The following is a 16,763-nucleotide window of genomic DNA, read 5'->3' on the forward strand; positions in this document are numbered from 1 at the left end:
GGAAGTCTCGCGTGCTTTTTGCGAGCCGCTTCGCAAACCGCTTGCGGCTAGACGAAAAAGAGCCAGGTGGCCGCGAGAAAGACCGGCGCGAGCAGCACGCCCGACCAGCCAAGATAGCCGAAGAAGCCCGGCATGCGCACGCCGCGCGACTGCGCGATCGCCTTCACCATGAAGTTCGGCGCGTTGCCGATATAGGTGAGCGCGCCCATCCACACCGCGCCCGCCGAAATCGCGGCGAGCGTTTTCGCGCCGCCCGACATGAGTGCATTGGCGTCGCCGCCCGCGAGATTGAAGAACACGAGGTACGTGGGCGCGTTGTCGAGAAACGACGAAAGGAGCCCCGTCGCCCAGAAGTACATCGCTTCGTTGGGGCGGCCCGGTGCGTCGTTGACGAAGCGGATCAGCGCAGCGAACGCGCCTGCCTCGCCCGCGCGCAGCATCGCGATGACCGGCGCGATCGTCACGAAAATGCCCGCGAAGAGTTTGGCCACTTCGACAATCGGCGCCCATTCGAAACCGTTGTCGGCGCGCGCCTGTTTCGACGTGAACGCGAGCGAAATGAGTGCGAGCGCAACGAGTCCCGCATCACGCACGAGATTTTGCAACTGCAGATGCGTGCCCGCGACCTCGAAAGCGATACCTGGACGCCACACACCGCTCATCAACACGAGCGCAATGAGTAGCGCGAGCAGCACGAAATTCGCCTTGCCGCCGATGGCGAATCCGCCCGTGTCGGGTGTCGGGTCGAGCGACGCGGCGAGCACTTCTCCGGCACGGCTGAAGTACCAGCTATCGAGCGCGTAGAACACCGCGAGCAGCACGCCGCAGACGAACAGCATGGGCAGCGCGAGATGTTGCGCAGTCCAGAAGAATCCCACACCGTTCAAAAAGCCGAGGAAAAGCGGCGGATCGCCAAGCGGTGTGAGCAAGCCGCCCGCGTTTGCGACGAGAAAGATGAAGAACACGACCACGTGCACGTTGTGCTGGCGATTGTCGTTCGCGCGCAGGAGCGGCCGGATCAGCAGCATCGCCGCGCCCGTCGTGCCCATCACGCTCGCGAGCACGGTGCCAAGCGCCAGGATCGCCGTATTCATGCGCGGCGATCCTCTCAGATTCCCGTACACGCAGATGCCGCCCGCGATCGTATAGAGCGCGCCGAGCAACACGATGAACGGGAGATATTCTTCGACGACAGCGTGCACGAAAAGCGGATACGTCGCGCCAAAACCATGCGTGGCCGCGAACGGCAGCAGGAAGGCCAGCGCCCACGCCGCCGAGATCTTGCCGAAGTGGTGATGCCAGAACGTGGCCGCGAACATCGGGAAGAACGCAATCGAGAGCAGCATGCCGGCGAATGGCAGCGCCCAGACGGCGCCGAGCGATGCGCCATCGAAGGCCGCTGCGTGTGCGCTCGTGCTGAACAGCGTGAGCGCGGCGAAGAGCGTCCCCGCGCAAGCGCTCGCCGTGTTGCGCTTACGCGCCATGCACGACGATCACATGCACGCGATACGGCCCGTGCGCGCCAAGAATGATGGTCTGCTCGATGTCGCCGGTGCGCGAAGGCCCCGAGACGAAATTGACCGCGCGCGGCAGTTCCCCGCGTTCGGCGCGCATGAGCGCGAAGGCGTCTTCGTGGCCCGCGACGATGCGCGAAGCGGGCACGACGGCGATGTGCGTTTCGGGCAGCAGCGCACCCGAGGCCCAGGTATGCGGGCTGGAGAGCAGCACCAGCGTGCCGGTTTCGGCCGTGGCGCAAAAGCAGCCCGTGAGGCCAACGAGATCACGATCTTCGGGCTTGCGGAATTGAACGGCGAGACCCGCGCCAGCCCAGTCGAATGTTTCGAGCGTTTGCCACGCGACGGCCTGCATCGGCAGGCTGTGCTCGGCGAGATAACGTTGCGCGGCGGCAGGCACGTCGGCCATCTGCTGGACTTCGTCGACGGTGCTCGACATCTTGCGCGCCTCGCCCACGAAGCGCGCGACGAGGTCGCCTTCCAGCGGCGGGCGCGGACCCTCGGGATGGCGCGCGAGGTAGTCGGCCACGGCTTCCCGCTCGTGCGCCGCGGGCGTAGCCTCGCGTCCCTGCGCCGCGCGAATGCGCGCGAGTATGCTGCGGCGGGCGGCCGTCGTGTCCATGAACGTCCTCGTCAAATGAAGAAAGGCGACGCGCCGATTATACCGGGGCGTCGCCTTGCGATTCGCGGGTCTCGCGTGCGTTCTTTCAGCCGCTTGCTAGCCCGCGCATTCCTCTTCCACGGGCTGCTCGATGCCGAACACCTGGCGCAGATAGGCGAGATACGCCTTGTCGTCGCACATATTCTTGCCCGGCGAATCGGAGAGCTTGGCGACGGGCTGACCATTGCAGCGGACCATCTTGATGACGATCTGCAGCGGCTGGTAGCCCAGATCGTTGGTGAGGTTCGTGCCCACGCCGAACGCCAGACGGCAACGTCCGCGAAAACGTTCGTACAGGCTCAGCACCTTGGGAATGTCGAGCGCATCCGAGAAGATCATGGTCTTCGTGCGCGTGTCGCAGCGGTTGTCCTCGTAGTGCTTGAGCAGGCGCTCGCCCCAGTCGAACGGATCGCCCGAGTCGTGGCGCGCGCCGTCGAAAAGCTTGCAGAAGTACATGTCGAAGTCGCGCAGGAAGGCCTGCATGCCGTAGACGTCCGAGAGCGCGATGCCCAGGTCGCCGCGGTACTCCTTCGCCCACATCTCGAAGCCGTAGATTTGCGAGTCGCGCAGACGCGGCCCGAGCGCCTGGCACGCCTGCAGGTACTCGTGCGCCATCGTGCCGAGCGGCGTGAGGTTGTGCTTCATCGCGTAGTAGACGTTGCTCGTGCCGGTGAACTGCTCGCCGAGGTCGTCCTTGAGCGTGAGGATCACTTCCTCGTGCCAGCGCTTCGAGAAGCGGCGGCGCGTGCCGTAATCGGCAATCTTGCAGTCGGCGAATTCAGGCTTCGCGCCGAGCAGCTCGATCTTGTGGCGCAGGCGCTCGCGCCCCTCCTCGTACTGCGGATGATGCTGCGTGTTGCGGAAGTACACCTCGTTGACGATGGCAAGCACCGGGATCTCGAAGAGAATCGTATGCAGCCACGGCCCCGTGATCTCGATGTCGATCTCGCCATTGCCCTTGGGCGACGGCGTGACCGTGATGTACTTTTCGTTGAGGTGAAAGAGCGCGAGAAAGTCGATGAAGTCGCTCTTGATGAAGCGCATCTTGCGCAGATACTCGAGCTCGGTCTCGGCGAAGCGCAGCCTGCAGAGCTTCTGGATTTCGCTGCGGATCTCATCGACGTAGGGCACGAGATCGACGTTCGGCGTGCGGCAGCGGAAACGGTATTCCACATTGGCCGCGGGAAAATGATGCAGCACCACCTGCATCATCGTGAATTTGTACAGATCGGTATCGAGCAGCGAAGTAATGATCATGATGGGCCAGCCGGACTGCAATCGGATAGCGCCCGCGAAGCGGGAACCGGACACGCTGCCGGGCGCATGCCCCGCAGCGGCTCCGGGCGGCGAGCGCCAGCGGTGCGCCCATGTTACCCGAATGCCTGCGCGCGCCGCGTGCCCGCTCGCACGCCCCCTTGCGCACAAGGGGTAAAACGTTGCGGACCGCCCCATCTTATAAACTAATCACGAAACGATATAAGGACGGTTGCAGGCCTGTGGTTGGGGTAATTCCTCATCAGTTACAATAGCGCCTTTGGCGAACCGCCATCCCCCGATACAAAAAGCTTGCAGGAGTTGCCTGAATGACTCACGTTGTGACCGAAAGCTGCATCAAGTGCCGCTATACCGACTGCGTCGATGTGTGCCCGGTGGACTGCTTTCGCGAAGGTCCCAACTTCCTCGCGATCGACCCGGACGAGTGCATCGACTGCGCCGTGTGCGTTGCCGAGTGCCCGGTGAACGCCATCTACGCCGAGGAAGACGTGCCTGGCGACCAGCAATCGTTCATCGAGCTGAACGCCGACCTCGCGAAGGGCTGGCCGAGCATCACCAAGACCAAGGCCCCGCTGCCGGAAGCCGACGAGTTCAAGGACGTGAAGGACAAGCTCGCGCTGCTCGCACGGTAATCGCGCGCTGGTTCCGGATTACCCTTAAAGAGATAGCGACAGGGTATTGACAGGCCCAGTCATACCCCATAGAATCTCGTTCTCTGCTTTTGTTGATCCCCGATAGCTCAGTCGGTAGAGCGCCGGACTGTTAATCCGTAGGTCCCTGGTTCGAGCCCAGGTCGGGGAGCCAGAATTCGCAAAAGCCCGTTAACCAGAACGGGCTTTTTCATGACGTAAAGCGTTGTAGCTGTACTGCTGTTCCCCGATAGCTCAGTCGGTAGAGCGCCGGACTGTTAATCCGTAGGTCCCTGGTTCGAGCCCAGGTCGGGGAGCCAAAATATCGAGGGGTTGCGTGTTTGCACGCAACCCCTTTTTCTTTTGGTGCGCGTGTTGCGCGCCACCTCTAGCGGCGGCTCCGCATCACCGCGCGCACAGCCTCACCCTCCCCGATAATGTCGCATCGTCACCTTCGGGAATCCGCATGAAATCCGCCCGCCTTGCCATTCTCCTCGCGCGCCCGCTTCTCACCTGCGCGTGCCTCGTCACCTTCTCTACCGCACACGCCGAACAAATCGGCAGCGTAAACACCAACTTCCGCGTGACCGGTTCGGACAAAGTCGTCGTCGAGGCGTACGACGATCCGCAGGTGCAAGGCGTCACCTGCTACGTCTCGCGCGCCCGCACGGGCGGCGTGAAGGGCACGCTCGGCATTGCGGAAGATCCGACCGAGGCATCGATCGCGTGCCGGCAGGTCGGGCCGGTCTCGTTCGCCGGGCCGCTCAAACAGCAAGCCGACGTCTTCAACGAGCGCATGTCGCTGCTCTTCAAGACGCTGCACGTCGTACGCGTAGTCGATGCGAAGCGCAACGCGCTCGTGTATCTGACCTACAGCGACCGCGTGGTGAGCGGCAGCGCCAAGAACAGCGTCACGGCTGTGCCGGTGCCGGCGGGCACGACGATACCGCTGCGCTAAACTGGGGATCTGAGCAGGATCCTCCACCATGACCGATTCCCGTTTTCGAGATTCCGCCCGCTACTGGCGCACGCCGCTTTTGCCCGGCGCGGATCTCGTCACGGCCGAATACAACGAACATACGTTCGCACCCCATTGGCACGAGGCCTACACGATCCCCGTGATCGAGGGCGGCGCGGAGTGCTTTCGGTATCGCGGCTCGCAGCATGTCGCCGAGACGGGCAGCGTGCCGGTCATCAATCCCGGCGAACTGCACACGGGCTCGCGCGCCGTCGAAGAAGGCTGGAGCTATCGGGTGATGTACGTGCCGATCGACTTCCTGCACGAACTCGCGGGCGAAATCGCCGGGCGCGCGCAGCCACTGCCGTGGTTCGACACCGAGGTGATCCACGATCTGGATCTCGCGCACAGGCTCTCTCGCGCCCACCGGCTGCTCGAAGCCGACGCCGACTCGCGGCGCGCCGCGGCGGTGCCGGACTCCGGCGCGAGCAGTGGTTTGCCTGGCGTGGCGGCGCTACCCTCGCCTTGCGCCGCACCGTCTTCCGATTTGCTCGCCGTGGAAGGCGCGTTGCTCGACGCGCTCTCGACGCTGCTCACACGCTACGGCCGCACGCGCGAGGCGGCGCTCAGGCACGGCCCGAACGATGCGCGCGTGGAAACGATGAAGGCGCTCCTCGCCGCCGATCTCGCCACGCCGTTGCGCGTGGCCGATCTCGCCCAGGCGGTCGGTCTCTCGCCGTTTCACGCCACGCGGCTCTTCACACAGGCGACCGGCCTGCCGCCGCACGCCTGGCGCACGCAGTTGCGCCTGCAACGCGCGCTCGGCCCGCTGCGCGAAGGCGCCACGGTCGCCGATGTCGCCGCGGCGAGCGGCTTCACGGACCAGAGCCATTTCACGCGACACTTCCGGCGTATGTTCGGCGTGCCGCCCGGCCGCTGGCAGTCGTCCTGAACGCGCCGGCGCGCCTCACGCCGCAAGAACGTACAAGCCACGCGCACGGCCGCCCGCTATGCTGTCCCCATGTATCAGGAGGACAGTTTGACCACGCATCCCAGGCCGCATCCCAACCGCTTTGCCGAATTCATCGCCGGCGCGCGCGACACGATCCCCATGATGATCGGCGCCGCGCCCTTCGGCGTGATCTTCGGCACGCTCGTCACCTCGGGCCCGCTCTCGCTGTGGCACGGCCAGTTCATGTCGCTCGCCGTGTTCGCCGGCTCGGCGCAGTTCATCGCGCTCGGGCTGATCGCCTCGCACGCGAGCTTCGCGGTGATTTGGGCCACCACGTTCATCGTGAACCTGCGGCACGTGCTCTACAGCGCGACGCTCGCGCCGTATGTCTCACACCTGCCGCTGCGCTGGCGCCTCGTGCTGGGCGGCCTGCTTACCGATGAGGTCTTCGCCGTCGCGTGGGCGCATTTCCGCCGCCATCCGCCCGGCGACGATGTCTCGCCGTGGCATTTCCTCGGTTCGGGGCTCTCGATGTACCTGAACTGGCAACTCTGGACCGCAGCCGGCCTGCTCTTCGGCGCGGCGTTCCCGGGTTTGCAGTCGCTCGGCCTCGACTTCGCGATGGTCGCGACCTTCATTGCGATCGTCGTGCCGCAGTTGGTTGCCGTGCGCTACTTCGCCGCCGCCGCGACTGCCGGTGCGCTTGCCTTTTTCTGGCAGGGCTGGCCGTACAAGCTCGGGCTGCTCGGCGCCGTGCTCGCTGGCGTGGTCGTGGGTGTCGTCCTCTCGCGCCCGGGTTCGTCACGCGGCGCCCGCGCCGGCAGCGAGTCGCCCCGCAAGTCCCCCACCGTCCAACGCACCGCAGGAGCCGGGCAATGAACTACGTCGTCCTGATTCTCGGCATGGCCCTCATCACCGTGGTCATTCGCACGGCGGTGTTCGTGCTCGGCGACCGACTGGTGTTCCCGCCGCTCGTGCGCACCGCGCTCGGCTTCGTCCCCGTCACGGTGCTCACTGCCATCATCGTGCCGATGGCGGTCTCGCCGCACGGCCAGGGCGCCGAGCTGACCTGGCGCAACCCGCAGCTCGTTGGCGCGCTCGCGGCGATCGTCGTCAGCGCGCTCACGAAGCGCCCGCTCCTCACCATCGCGGTCGGGCTCGGCGTGTTCTTCCTCTGGCAAGGCGTCGTCCTGCGCTAGAGGCGCCCCTCGCCACTCGCGCTCAAGTTTCACCCCGGCCCGCCGTTAAACCCGTCAAGGCCTGCTCTGGCAGGCCACTGCTCGAACGGCGAGAGCGCGCGAGACGCGATACGGAATACACCGGGGTAACCATAATGGGGCACATCACCCTTAACCTGAAGGACGAAACGCTTGCGTCGCTGCGCAAGGACTTCGACGCGTTCCTGCGCGTCTCGCTCAAACTCGACCCGCAGTTCGCCACGCCGGAATTCGAGGATTACCTGCGCGCGAAGCTGCTCGACAACATGACGCCGCTCACGGAGCACGCAGTGCAGCGGCTCCTGCAAGGTGGCCAGTACGCGTGGGCCAAGCGCACGCTGGACAAGGAATTCCCAGAGGTCGTCTCGATCCTGATGCGTCAGGCGGGCGAATTCGGCTTCGGCTTCGCGTCGCGGCCCGAGTGGACGCCCGACGAACTCTCGAAGCAGTGCCGCGACTGGGCGGCGGCCATCGTGAGCGAAGCCCAGGGCGACGACACGCTGGTCGATCCGCTCGCGGCGCAGATCAAGTCAGGCGTGCAGGACATCCAGGCGCTCGAAGAATCGATGCAGACGCCCGCCTGGCGGCTCACGGAGTCGCTGCGCCAGCGTGCGTACGAAGCGAAGATCGGCTGCGAGCAGGCAACGGGCAGCGCCGCGCGCGAGCGTCTGGGCGAACTGCGCGGGCTGCTGAGGCTTGGCGTCACGCATGGCGTGTTTCAGAAGCAGGAAGCGCAACAGATCATGGAATATCTGCGCCTGCTCAAGCCCGAGATTTTCGTCGAGGAGCCCGACGACGTCTTCACGCGCCTGGCCGCGTGGATGCGCAACTTCTTCATGCCGCCGCAACGCGGCACCGCGCGCGAGCAAAGGCGCTGAGCGCTGGCGCGCCCGCCTTCGGGCGGCGCGACGCGTCAACTGCAGAGTCAAGCGTCGCTCGAGCCGCTTGAGCCCCTCGGCGCGCCCCTTAGTCCCACATTCTCCTGAGCTTCGCGGCGATCTCGACCTTCGCCTGCGCGGCAGCGGCGAGTCCCGCCGCGCTTGGCGCGCTCGCCACGGGCGCAGGCGGCCACGCGCACGATTCGAACAGCGGCAGCATGGGCGCGGCGATGAAGCGCGTGCGCGAAGCCCACACGTGCCGGTCGCCCGACGCGACCTGGTTGTGCACGTAAAAGCGCTGCGGCACGACGATATGCAAATCCTCTTTCGCGCGCGTCATCGCCACGTATAGCAGGCGCCGCTCCTCCTCCAGCTCCTCGTCGCTGCCCGCGCCGAGATCGGACGGAATGCAGCCGTCCACGCCGTTGAGCACGAACACGTTGCGCCACTCCTGCCCTTTCGCCGAATGGATCGTCGAGAGGATCAGATAGTCCTCGTCGAGCAGCGGGTCGGCGGATTCGGCGCTCGTGGCGTCGGGCGGATCGAGCGTAAGTTCGGTGAGAAAGCGCTCGCGCGAGGCGTAGGTGCTCGCAATGCTCTCCATCTGCAGCAAGTCGGCGAGACGCACCTGGGCGTCTTCGTGATTGCGCTCCAGATGCGGCTCGTACCAGCGCCGCACGCGCTCGAACTCAGCGGGCCACGGCGTCGAGCGCATGGAGAGGCTGTCGATGAGCGACGCGAACGCGGGCCAGTCCTCGGCGGCGCGCGGCGGCGGCGCGAAGGCCGCGAGCGCCTCGGCGGCGCGATACGCGCCCGTGCACGCGGCCACCTGGTCGAGCAGGCGCGCGGCGTTGGCGGGCCCCACTCCCGGCAGCAGTTGCGTCACGCGAAAGCCCGCCACGCGGTCGAGCGGATTCTCGGCCCAACGCAGCACCGCCAGCACGTCTTTGACATGCGCGGCGTCGAGAAAGCGCAAGCCACCGAATTTCACGAACGGGATATTGCGCCGCGCCAACTCGATTTCGAGCGTCGCGCTGTGGTGCGCCGCGCGAAACAGCACGGCCTGCTGCTTGAGTTTCATGCCCGCTTCACGCGCCTCGAGAATCTGCTCGACGACGTAGCGCGCCTGGGTTGCCTCGTCGGCCACGGTGACGAGGCGCGGGCGCTGTTGCGAGGGGCGGTCGGTCCACAGGTTCTTGGTGAAGCGCTCGGCGGCGGCGTCGATCACGGCGTTCGAGGCTGCGAGGATCGGCGCCGTCGACCGGTAGTTGCGCTCGAGCGTCACCTGGCGCGCGGGCGGATCGAACTGCGCCGGGAAGTCGAGAATGTTGCGCACAGTCGCGCCGCGAAACGAGTAGATCGCCTGGGCGTCGTCGCCGACCACGGTCAGGCCGCGGCCGTCGGGCTTGAGCGCGAGCAGGATCGAGGCCTGCAGGCGGTTGGTGTCCTGGTATTCGTCGACGAGGATGTGGTCGAAACGGCCCGCGAGATCGGCGGCGATGGCCGGCTCCGCGGCCATGTGCGCCCAGTAGAGCAGCAGGTCGTCGTAGTCGAGGACGTTCTGCTTCTGCTTGGCGTCCACGTAGGCCGCGAACAGCGCGCGCAATTGCGGCTCCCATTCGAGGCACCACGAGAACGAGCGGTTGAGCACGTTGGCGAGCGAGTCGCCGGTGTTGACCGCGCGCGAATAGATCGCGAGGCAAGTCGATTTCGAGGGAAAGCGCTTTTCCTTCGCCGAGAAACCCAGTTCGTGGCGCACGAGATTCATGAGATCCGCGGAATCCTCGCGGTCGTTGATCGTGAACGCCGGCGACAAGCCGATGTGATCCGCGTATTCGCGCAAGAGGCGCGCGCCCACGCCGTGGAACGTGCCCGCCCAGGTGAGCCCCTGCGCAAGTACGGCGGCCGCGCCTGGCGCGCTGGCGGCAATGCGCGCCACACGCCGGGTCATTTCCTGCGCGGCGCGCCGCGAGAACGTGAGCAGCAGGATGCGGTGCGGGTCGGCGCCGCCAGCGATCAAATGCGCGACGCGGTGCGCGAGCGTATTCGTCTTGCCCGACCCGGCACCCGCGATCACGAGCAGCGGGCCCGGCAGCGCCGAGCCCGGCGCGTAGCCCGCTTCGCCGCCGTGCTGGACGGCCTCGCGCTGTGCGTCGTTGAGTTTCTCGAGCCACGCGGATACGGCGTTGGCCGCGTCGGCGCGCGCCCGGCTGGCATCGGAGACGGAGGAATCGGCAACGGAAACAGTGGACACGGCGGGCGCTGGGACGATGAACGTGGCGAATCGGAAAGGGGCGACGCACACTGTATATCCATACACCCCTCATCCGCAAGCGCCTGATTCCATGGCGATCTGGCGGGATTTAACGACAATGCCGCAGCGCGTTTCGCCATCGCCTTCGTGAGGAAGCCGTCAGGCAAAACGGCGGCGCCCGTTGCCGGACGCCGCCGCTAGAGGCCCTGCCAAAAGCCAGCGCCCAACGCGCAGGCGCCACCGGCATCAGCCGTTCGTTACTGCGACTGGCCGCCCTGCTGCTGGGCCGACATGCCGTTCATCTGATCCTTCATCTCCGAATCGTTGGCCTGACGGTCGGCCTTGTGGTTAATCTTCGCGTCCTTCACCTGCGCCTTGTACTGCGACTTCGCCTGCTTCTTCGCGTCGCCGTACTCGGCATTTGCCGACTTCTTCGCGCTGCGGTATTCGGCGTTCGCCGCCGCGTTCGCGTTGCGCTTTTGCACCAGCGGGTCGGCTGACTGCGGCGCGGTCATATTTTGCGGCGCGGGAGCCGGTTGCGCGATGCCCGCGGCCGCCGGCGCCTGGCTCGGCACCTGAGCATTCATCTGGCCCGGCATCTGACCGGGAGCCGCACCCGGCGCCATAGCCGGCGCGCCGGAAGGCGCCATCGTGGGGGCTTCGCCGGCCTGTGTCGCGCCCTGGGTCGCGTTTTGTGCATACGCGCCCTGCGCGAATACGGCGGCAGTGGTCACGGTGGCAAAAGCAGCGGTAGCAGTAAGCAGCTTGCGAATCTGGGTCATGGCGTATCCTCTTTGCAGTGGTTCCGAAGGCGCTTGTGCAGCGGGCAAGCCCGCCTCAGCCGCGCCCCCGCTCGATGGAGCCGCGTATGAAAAACTTCAGCGGCGCTGTCGATCCGGGTGAAACCATTTTGGTATGAAGATCGCCGCCGGGTCCCGCGACGTTACTCAACGTTTCATTTACTGACGAATTCATAACATCCGGCCCCGAGATGTGACAGACGCTGCGGCAAGCCCGCCATCGCTTATGATGCTCACCCTTCGCGCGCTTGCCGCACGCCTTTCGAATTTCAATCCGCCATGCCCAACCTCGATTTCACGCTGACCGGCGACTACGTCGAACTGCACAACCTCCTCAAGATCACCGGCCTCGCGGACAGCGGCGGCTCGGCCAAGCAGATCGTCGCCTCGGGCGCGGTGAAGGTGGACGGCGAAGTCGAACTGCGCAAGACCTGCAAGATCCGCGCGGGTCAGGCGGTGCTGCTGGGCGACACGCGCATTGCCATCAAGGCAGCTGAGTGAACTTTCTCGGACGCGCCAGTAATGCACCAGATTTGAGCATCTGGATCGACAAGGTCGCTGTCTCGCAATAAGCTTTCAGTTTCGACAGACGAACCTGGCCGTGCGGCGCGCTTTTCGCGCCGCTTGTTTTTCATGACTCGAACCACGCTTTCCCGCCGCTCCGTTTCCGCGCCGCCCACGCTGCGCCGTCATGCCGCCGATACCGCCCGCCTCGCCGGCCCGCTCGCGATCGCCCAGCTTTCGCAGATGGCAATGAGCGTGACCGACACGGTCCTGCTAGGCTCCCTCGGCGCCGACGCGCTCGCCGCGGGCGGCCTCGGCGCGAACATGTTCTTCGTGGTGGTGACGGTGCTGCAAGGCGTGCTGACATCGGTGAGCGTGAGCGTCGCGCAGGCGCGCGGCGCCGACAACGAAAGCCACGTGCCGCACATCTATTGGACCGGCTTTGCGCTGTCCCTGCTGCTGTCGGTGCCGGCGTTCGCGCTGCTGTCGTTCGCCGAGCCGATCCTGCGTGCGCTCGGGGAGCCGACGCTGCTCGCGCATCACATCGGCGAGTACACGGCCGTGCTGCGCTGGGGCGCGCCCGCCAGCCTCATCGGCGTGGGGCTCATGCGCTCGTTCCTGCCCGCCATCGGCGCGGCGCGGCGCCTCCTGTGGGTGTCGATTGCGTGCGTGTTCATCAACGGCTTTCTGAACTACGGGCTGATCCACGGCGCGTGGAGCCTGCCGCGCCTGGGCTTTCTCGGCTCGGCGGTGGCCACGACCATCACCGTGTGGCTCACCGCGTTCGTGCTGATGGCGCTGCTGCACCTGCGGCCGTCGCACCAGCATTTCGTTGCCGCGCGTCGGCCTACCGCGCCGCTGATGGGCGAACTCTTCACGATCGGCTGGCCGGTTGCGATCACCTACGCCGTGGAAGCGACGCTCTTTCTCGCCACCGGCCTGCTCGCGGGCCTGCTCGGCGAGACGCCGCTCGCGGCGCACCAGATCGCGCTGAACGTGGCTTCCGTCACCTTCATGGTGCCGCTCGCGATCGGCCAGGCGGCCAACGTGCGCGTGGGCTACTGGTCGGGCGCGGGCGTGCCGCGCGCGGCTCGCCATGCGGGCTTCGTCGCGCTCGCGCTCGGCGTCGGCTTCATGACGCTCTCGGCGCTCGTGATGGTGCTCGCGCCGCACTGGATCGTCGGGCTCTACCTGCATCTCGACGACCCGGCCAACGCGCACACGGTCTCGCTCGCGGCCACGCTGCTCGGCGTCGCGGCGATCTTCCAGATCGTCGACGGCGCGCAGACCGTGGGTTCGGGCTGCCTGCGCGGCCTCAAGGACACGCGCGTGCCGATGGTCGCGGCCACGCTCGGCTACTGGGGCATCGGCTTTCCGCTGGGCTACGCGCTCGCGTTTCACTTCGGCCTCGGCGCGCTCGGACTCTGGTGGGGGCTCGCAGCGGGGCTCACCACCGTCGCCGTCCTCATGACATGGCGCTTTCACCGGATGAGCCTGCGCGCGCAGGCTCACGCCGCCACAGCAAGCGCGACTAGCCGCGTAGGCTGAAGCGTTCACTTAACCGGCCCGGCCGCACCGGCGCGACCGGTTAAAATACGCGCCTGGCGCCGCAAGCGGCGTCCGTCCCACGAGGGCAAGAACAGCGCGCTGCATGGGACTGGAGACAACCGCACCCCGCGAGCGCCGCCGGCCACCCCGGCACCGCTTGCCATGCGTGCAGCGGCCGGGTACGCGTTCGCACACATCGACGCCCACGGCCCGCAATACCCGCGCACGCGCCCAGCCAGCGGCGCGACATATAAAACCACTCACGGACCACCCTTTCATGCTTGCCCCGATTACCCGACTCTTCCCGCTCTGGGCCGTCCTCGTCTCATTGCTGGCGTACTTCGATCCGGGCCTCGTCGCGCCGATCGCGCCGCACGTCACGACGCTCCTGATGATCATCATGCTGGCGATGGGCGTCACACTCTCATTCGCCGACTTCCAGCGCGTCTTCACGCGGCCCGCGCCGGTCGCGGCAGGCATCTTCCTGCACTACCTCGTCATGCCGCTCGCCGCATGGGCCATCGCCAAGGTACTGCGCATGCCGCCCGATCTCACCGCAGGCATGGTGCTCGTGGGCAGCGTGGCGAGCGGCACGGCATCGAACGTGATGATCTATTTCGCGCGCGGCGACGTCGCGCTTTCGGTGACGATCAGCGCGCTCTCGACGCTCGTCGGCGTGTTTGCGACGCCGCTGCTCACGCGCCTTTACGTCGATGCCTCGATCGTCGTCGACGTACACGGCATGCTCATGAGCATCCTGCAGATCGTCGGCCTGCCGATCGCCATCGGGCTTGTCGTGAACCGCCTCGCGGGCGGCCTCGTGCGCCGCGTCGAGCCGGTGCTGCCGCTCGTCTCCATGGTGTCGATCCTCGCGATCATCGCCGCCGTGGTGGGCGGCACGCATGCGAGCATCGCCACGGTCGGTCCGCTCGTCGCACTCGGCGTGGTGCTGCACAACGGCATCGGCCTGCTCGGCGGCTACTGGGGGGGCCGCCTGCTCGGCTTCGACGAGTCGGTGTGCCGCACGCTCGCCATCGAAGTGGGCATGCAGAACTCGGGGCTCGCCGCGACGCTCGGCAAGCTCTACTTCTCGCCGCTCGCCGCCCTGCCGGGTGCGCTGTTCTCGGTGTGGCACAACCTCTCGGGCTCGGTGCTCGCGGGTTACTGGGCCGGCAAGCCGGCGCGCGGCAGCACGCGCGATACGCAAGGTGCCGCAAACGCGTCGCCCGAGCGCGGGTAATTCACGCCGCAGGCGAGCGCCCGGCCTAAGGCCTGGCGCTTACGCCACACGCTCCTTCGGTGCACGGTTTCGCGCCTGCGCCTGGCTGCGCGGCGCACGCCGCGCCAGCCTCGCTTGCATCCATGCCCGTAGCCGCGCGAAGCGCCATTCGGGCGGCTGCGCCAGTGGCTCGCTGCGCAATTCGAAGCGCACCGCCTCCCGCCATCCGCTAACGCGCGCCCGCTCGCCGGGCGCAAGCGGCAGCGCTTCGCCCGGTTCGAGCCAGTAGTCCTCGGCATCACCCTCGACCGTCATCCAGACGCGCCCTTCGAGCGCCACGACCACGCCGCCCTGCGCCAGGCGAATCGTATGGCACGCGCCGCTCGGCACCCACAGCGCGCCCGAAAATGCTGCGCCGTTACCCATCCTGATTCCCGTTCTCATTGCGCTCTCCCGTCGTTCACGATGCGCGCAGTGTCGCGCCGCAAGCGCTGCCGACGTTTCCGGCCGCGCTGAAACGTCAGATGCATGCGGCCCGAAAATTGCAAAGACAGCATGCCCGCCGCCGCAGGCCCGGAGGACCGCTTCCCGTAGAATCCTCGAGAAGCCGTGCAATGAAAACGAACCAACACGCGGCGTGCCGCATTGGAGAATCCGTTTGCCCGCGCATCCCGCCCCATCCGAAGCCGTTACGCGACCCACAACCGCGCCTGACGCCTCGCTGCGCGCGCCCTTCGTCGTCTTCGCGCTCGTTGGCCTCCTGCTGGCCACCGGCTGTGCCACACGCCCGCCCGCCACCGACTACCCGCGCGAGACGAGCACCGCACTGCCGGCTTCGGATGCCAGCGCGACGCCGCTTGGCGCCGCACTCGCAGCCCCCGTGGCCGCGCACCCGGACGAGTCGGGCTTTCGCCTGCTCTCCACCGGCACCGACTCGCTGCAGATGCGCATCGCGCTCGCGCGCGCGGCGACGAAAACGCTCGACATGCAGTACTACATCGCCAACGAGGACACCACTGGCAAGCTGCTGCTCGGCTCGGCGCTCTATGCGGCCGACCGCGGCGTGCGCGTGCGCATGCTGGTCGACGACCTGAATTTCCACGACATCGACCGGCTGATGGCCGCGCTCAACAGCCATCCGAATATCCAGATCCGCGTGTTCAATCCGTACGGCAGCACGAGCGAGTCGATGTACCTGCGCACGCGCAACTTCTTCTCGAACGTCGATCAGTTCACGCGGCGCATGCACAACAAGGCGACGATCGTCGATAACGAGATGGCGATCGTCGGCGGCCGCAATCTCGGCGACGAGTACTTCAACGCGAGCCCGACGATCGATTTCCGCGATCTCGACGTGCTCACGGCCGGCCCGGTCGCGCAAAGCGTCTCGGCAAGCTTCGACGAGTACTGGAACAGCTCGATCTCCTACCCCTTGCGCGTGCTCAATCATCAGAAGTTCGACGCACACGATCTCGACACCGCGCGCGACGACCTGCGCAAGCACTGGCGCGAAAGCGCCGAGCCCTACAACGCCAAGCCGCTCAACGCCACGCCGCTCGCGCAGCAGATTGCGGGCAACACGCTCGGGCTCGTCTGGGCGAAATGGGAGTTCGTGGCCGACTCGCCCGGCAAGATCGCGGGCAGCGAAAAAGGCGAGCTGGGCGACGCCATGCGCGCGCTGCTAGACCGCATCCATCAGGCGCATAGCAGTGTGCTGGTGTTCTCGCCGTACTTCGTGCCGCACGACACGGGCGTGCAAGCCCTGCGCGCGCTCACCTCGCACGGCGTGCGCGTGGCGATCCTCACCAATTCGCTCGCCGCCACCGACGCCGTCGCGGTGCAGGCCGGCTACAGCCCCTACCGCGTACCGCTGCTCGAATCCGGCGTCGAACTCTATGAGTTCAAGCCGCAACAAGGTGGGAACACTGACGAGCAGCGCTTCGGCGTGGTCGGTTCGCGCTCGCGCGCGAGCCTGCACGCCAAAGCCTATGTGATCGACGAAAGCACGCTCGTGATCGGCTCGCTCAATCTCGATCCACGCTCGGCGCGCCTGAACACCGAGCTCGCGCTCACTGTGGAGAGTCCGCCGATCGCGCATGAAGTCGCCGACCTGTTCAAGCGTGCGACCTCGCCGCAGGTGAGCTACCACGTAACGCTCGCAACGCCCGCGCAACTGGCGCAGCTCAAAGGCTCGACGGTCAACTCGCAACTCGTCTGGACCGACGAGGAAAACGGCATGATCCGCACCTACAACCTCGACCCCGGTGCGGGTTTCTACAGAAATGTCCTAACCGGGCTATTCTTGCTGTTGCCGGTCGATAGCCAGCTTTGAAGCGCCTCTGAGCGCGACGTCG

Annotated in this window: 16 protein-coding genes and 2 tRNA genes; 12 read left to right on the top strand and 6 right to left on the bottom strand. The window is 66.5% G+C overall.

Features of this window, described 5'->3' with window-relative positions; genetic code table 11:
• Window positions 1-47: 47 nt before the first annotated feature.
• The 3 genes from VSR72_RS08805 to pncB all read right to left on the bottom strand — a co-directional run bounded on the left by VSR72_RS08805 (window position 48) and on the right by pncB (window position 3,432).
• Window positions 48-1,484, bottom strand: a complete 1,437-nt coding sequence (locus VSR72_RS08805) for a sodium:proton antiporter (RefSeq protein ID WP_342951984.1) — start codon at window positions 1,482-1,484, stop codon at window positions 48-50.
• On the bottom strand, window positions 1,474-2,136 hold the full coding sequence (locus tag VSR72_RS08810; protein ID WP_342951985.1) for a lactate utilization protein C: 663 nt from the start codon (window positions 2,134-2,136) through the stop codon (window positions 1,474-1,476). The genes VSR72_RS08805 and VSR72_RS08810 overlap by 11 nt, the downstream gene beginning before the upstream one ends.
• Before the next feature lie 96 nt (window positions 2,137-2,232).
• The gene (pncB, locus tag VSR72_RS08815; RefSeq protein ID WP_342951986.1) at window positions 2,233-3,432 is read right to left on the bottom strand and encodes a nicotinate phosphoribosyltransferase; all 1,200 of its coding nucleotides are present in this window, start codon (window positions 3,430-3,432) and stop codon (window positions 2,233-2,235) included.
• 326 nt (window positions 3,433-3,758) lie between these two features.
• Here pncB and fdxA point away from each other — a divergent pair, with 326 nt between their 5' ends.
• From fdxA to VSR72_RS08855, 8 genes are all read left to right on the top strand, one after another.
• Entirely contained in the window at window positions 3,759-4,082 is a 324-nt protein-coding gene (fdxA, locus tag VSR72_RS08820; RefSeq protein ID WP_028206706.1) for a ferredoxin FdxA, read from the top strand.
• A gap of 96 nt (window positions 4,083-4,178) precedes the next feature.
• Window positions 4,179-4,254: transfer RNA gene (locus tag VSR72_RS08825), tRNA-Asn, on the top strand.
• Window positions 4,255-4,323: 69 nt separating this feature from the next.
• A tRNA-Asn gene (locus VSR72_RS08830) sits at window positions 4,324-4,399 on the top strand.
• 146 nt (window positions 4,400-4,545) lie between these two features.
• Window positions 4,546-5,037: a CreA family protein gene (locus tag VSR72_RS08835; protein ID WP_342951987.1), complete on the top strand. Its 492-nt coding sequence runs from the start codon at window positions 4,546-4,548 to the stop codon at window positions 5,035-5,037.
• A gap of 28 nt (window positions 5,038-5,065) precedes the next feature.
• Window positions 5,066-5,989: an AraC family transcriptional regulator gene (locus VSR72_RS08840; RefSeq protein ID WP_342951988.1), complete on the top strand. Its 924-nt coding sequence runs from the start codon at window positions 5,066-5,068 to the stop codon at window positions 5,987-5,989.
• A 69-nt stretch (window positions 5,990-6,058) separates the two neighbouring features.
• Window positions 6,059-6,868, top strand: a complete 810-nt coding sequence (locus tag VSR72_RS08845; protein WP_342951989.1) for an AzlC family ABC transporter permease — start codon at window positions 6,059-6,061, stop codon at window positions 6,866-6,868.
• Complete coding sequence (locus VSR72_RS08850) at window positions 6,865-7,188, top strand: AzlD domain-containing protein (RefSeq protein ID WP_342951990.1); 324 nt, start codon at window positions 6,865-6,867, stop codon at window positions 7,186-7,188. The genes VSR72_RS08845 and VSR72_RS08850 overlap by 4 nt, the downstream gene beginning before the upstream one ends.
• A 134-nt stretch (window positions 7,189-7,322) precedes the next feature.
• The gene (locus VSR72_RS08855) at window positions 7,323-8,084 is read left to right on the top strand and encodes a DUF4088 family protein (protein ID WP_342951991.1); all 762 of its coding nucleotides are present in this window, start codon (window positions 7,323-7,325) and stop codon (window positions 8,082-8,084) included.
• An 88-nt stretch (window positions 8,085-8,172) separates the two neighbouring features.
• On the opposite strand, the gene VSR72_RS08860 is transcribed toward VSR72_RS08855, so the two are convergent.
• Complete coding sequence (locus VSR72_RS08860) at window positions 8,173-10,338, bottom strand: ATP-dependent helicase (protein WP_342951992.1); 2,166 nt, start codon at window positions 10,336-10,338, stop codon at window positions 8,173-8,175.
• Window positions 10,339-10,595: 257 nt separating this feature from the next.
• Window positions 10,596-11,120 carry a hypothetical protein gene (locus VSR72_RS08865; RefSeq protein WP_342951993.1) on the bottom strand — a complete coding sequence of 175 codons (525 nt, stop codon included), beginning with the start codon at window positions 11,118-11,120 and terminating at the stop codon, window positions 10,596-10,598.
• A gap of 297 nt (window positions 11,121-11,417) precedes the next feature.
• Between VSR72_RS08865 and VSR72_RS08870 the strand changes: the two genes are divergently transcribed.
• From VSR72_RS08870 to VSR72_RS08880, 3 genes are all read left to right on the top strand, one after another.
• The gene (locus tag VSR72_RS08870; RefSeq protein WP_342951994.1) at window positions 11,418-11,639 is read left to right on the top strand and encodes an RNA-binding S4 domain-containing protein; all 222 of its coding nucleotides are present in this window, start codon (window positions 11,418-11,420) and stop codon (window positions 11,637-11,639) included.
• 132 nt (window positions 11,640-11,771) lie between these two features.
• Window positions 11,772-13,190 carry an MATE family efflux transporter gene (locus VSR72_RS08875; protein WP_342951995.1) on the top strand — a complete coding sequence of 473 codons (1,419 nt, stop codon included), beginning with the start codon at window positions 11,772-11,774 and terminating at the stop codon, window positions 13,188-13,190.
• Between the two features lie 277 nt (window positions 13,191-13,467).
• Window positions 13,468-14,430, top strand: a complete 963-nt coding sequence (locus tag VSR72_RS08880; RefSeq protein WP_342951996.1) for a bile acid:sodium symporter family protein — start codon at window positions 13,468-13,470, stop codon at window positions 14,428-14,430.
• Window positions 14,431-14,469: 39 nt separating this feature from the next.
• Here the strand turns inward: VSR72_RS08880 and VSR72_RS08885 are convergent, their stop codons facing one another.
• Window positions 14,470-14,853 carry a DUF2917 domain-containing protein gene (locus tag VSR72_RS08885; RefSeq protein WP_342951997.1) on the bottom strand — a complete coding sequence of 128 codons (384 nt, stop codon included), beginning with the start codon at window positions 14,851-14,853 and terminating at the stop codon, window positions 14,470-14,472.
• 277 nt (window positions 14,854-15,130) lie between these two features.
• Here VSR72_RS08885 and VSR72_RS08890 point away from each other — a divergent pair, with 277 nt between their 5' ends.
• Window positions 15,131-16,741, top strand: a complete 1,611-nt coding sequence (locus tag VSR72_RS08890) for a phospholipase D family protein (RefSeq protein WP_342952051.1) — start codon at window positions 15,131-15,133, stop codon at window positions 16,739-16,741.
• Window positions 16,742-16,763: the final 22 nt, after the last annotated feature.

Source organism: Paraburkholderia sp. JHI869, from assembly GCF_038900775.1.
Classification (GTDB): Bacteria; Pseudomonadota; Gammaproteobacteria; order Burkholderiales; family Burkholderiaceae; genus Paraburkholderia.

Coding starts and splice junctions, on each gene's coding strand:
- VSR72_RS08880 (WP_342951996.1), top strand. CDS start 13,468: ATGCTTGCCCCGATTACCCGACTCTTCCCGCTCTGGGCCGTCCTCGTC.
- pncB (WP_342951986.1), bottom strand. CDS start 3,432: ATGATCATTACTTCGCTGCTCGATACCGATCTGTACAAATTCACGATG.
- VSR72_RS08885 (WP_342951997.1), bottom strand. CDS start 14,853: ATGAGAACGGGAATCAGGATGGGTAACGGCGCAGCATTTTCGGGCGCG.
- VSR72_RS08810 (WP_342951985.1), bottom strand. CDS start 2,136: ATGGACACGACGGCCGCCCGCCGCAGCATACTCGCGCGCATTCGCGCG.
- VSR72_RS08855 (WP_342951991.1), top strand. CDS start 7,323: ATGGGGCACATCACCCTTAACCTGAAGGACGAAACGCTTGCGTCGCTG.
- VSR72_RS08875 (WP_342951995.1), top strand. CDS start 11,772: ATGACTCGAACCACGCTTTCCCGCCGCTCCGTTTCCGCGCCGCCCACG.
- VSR72_RS08865 (WP_342951993.1), bottom strand. CDS start 11,120: ATGACCCAGATTCGCAAGCTGCTTACTGCTACCGCTGCTTTTGCCACC.
- VSR72_RS08845 (WP_342951989.1), top strand. CDS start 6,059: ATGTATCAGGAGGACAGTTTGACCACGCATCCCAGGCCGCATCCCAAC.
- VSR72_RS08850 (WP_342951990.1), top strand. CDS start 6,865: ATGAACTACGTCGTCCTGATTCTCGGCATGGCCCTCATCACCGTGGTC.
- VSR72_RS08805 (WP_342951984.1), bottom strand. CDS start 1,484: ATGGCGCGTAAGCGCAACACGGCGAGCGCTTGCGCGGGGACGCTCTTC.
- VSR72_RS08840 (WP_342951988.1), top strand. CDS start 5,066: ATGACCGATTCCCGTTTTCGAGATTCCGCCCGCTACTGGCGCACGCCG.
- VSR72_RS08870 (WP_342951994.1), top strand. CDS start 11,418: ATGCCCAACCTCGATTTCACGCTGACCGGCGACTACGTCGAACTGCAC.
- fdxA (WP_028206706.1), top strand. CDS start 3,759: ATGACTCACGTTGTGACCGAAAGCTGCATCAAGTGCCGCTATACCGAC.
- VSR72_RS08835 (WP_342951987.1), top strand. CDS start 4,546: ATGAAATCCGCCCGCCTTGCCATTCTCCTCGCGCGCCCGCTTCTCACC.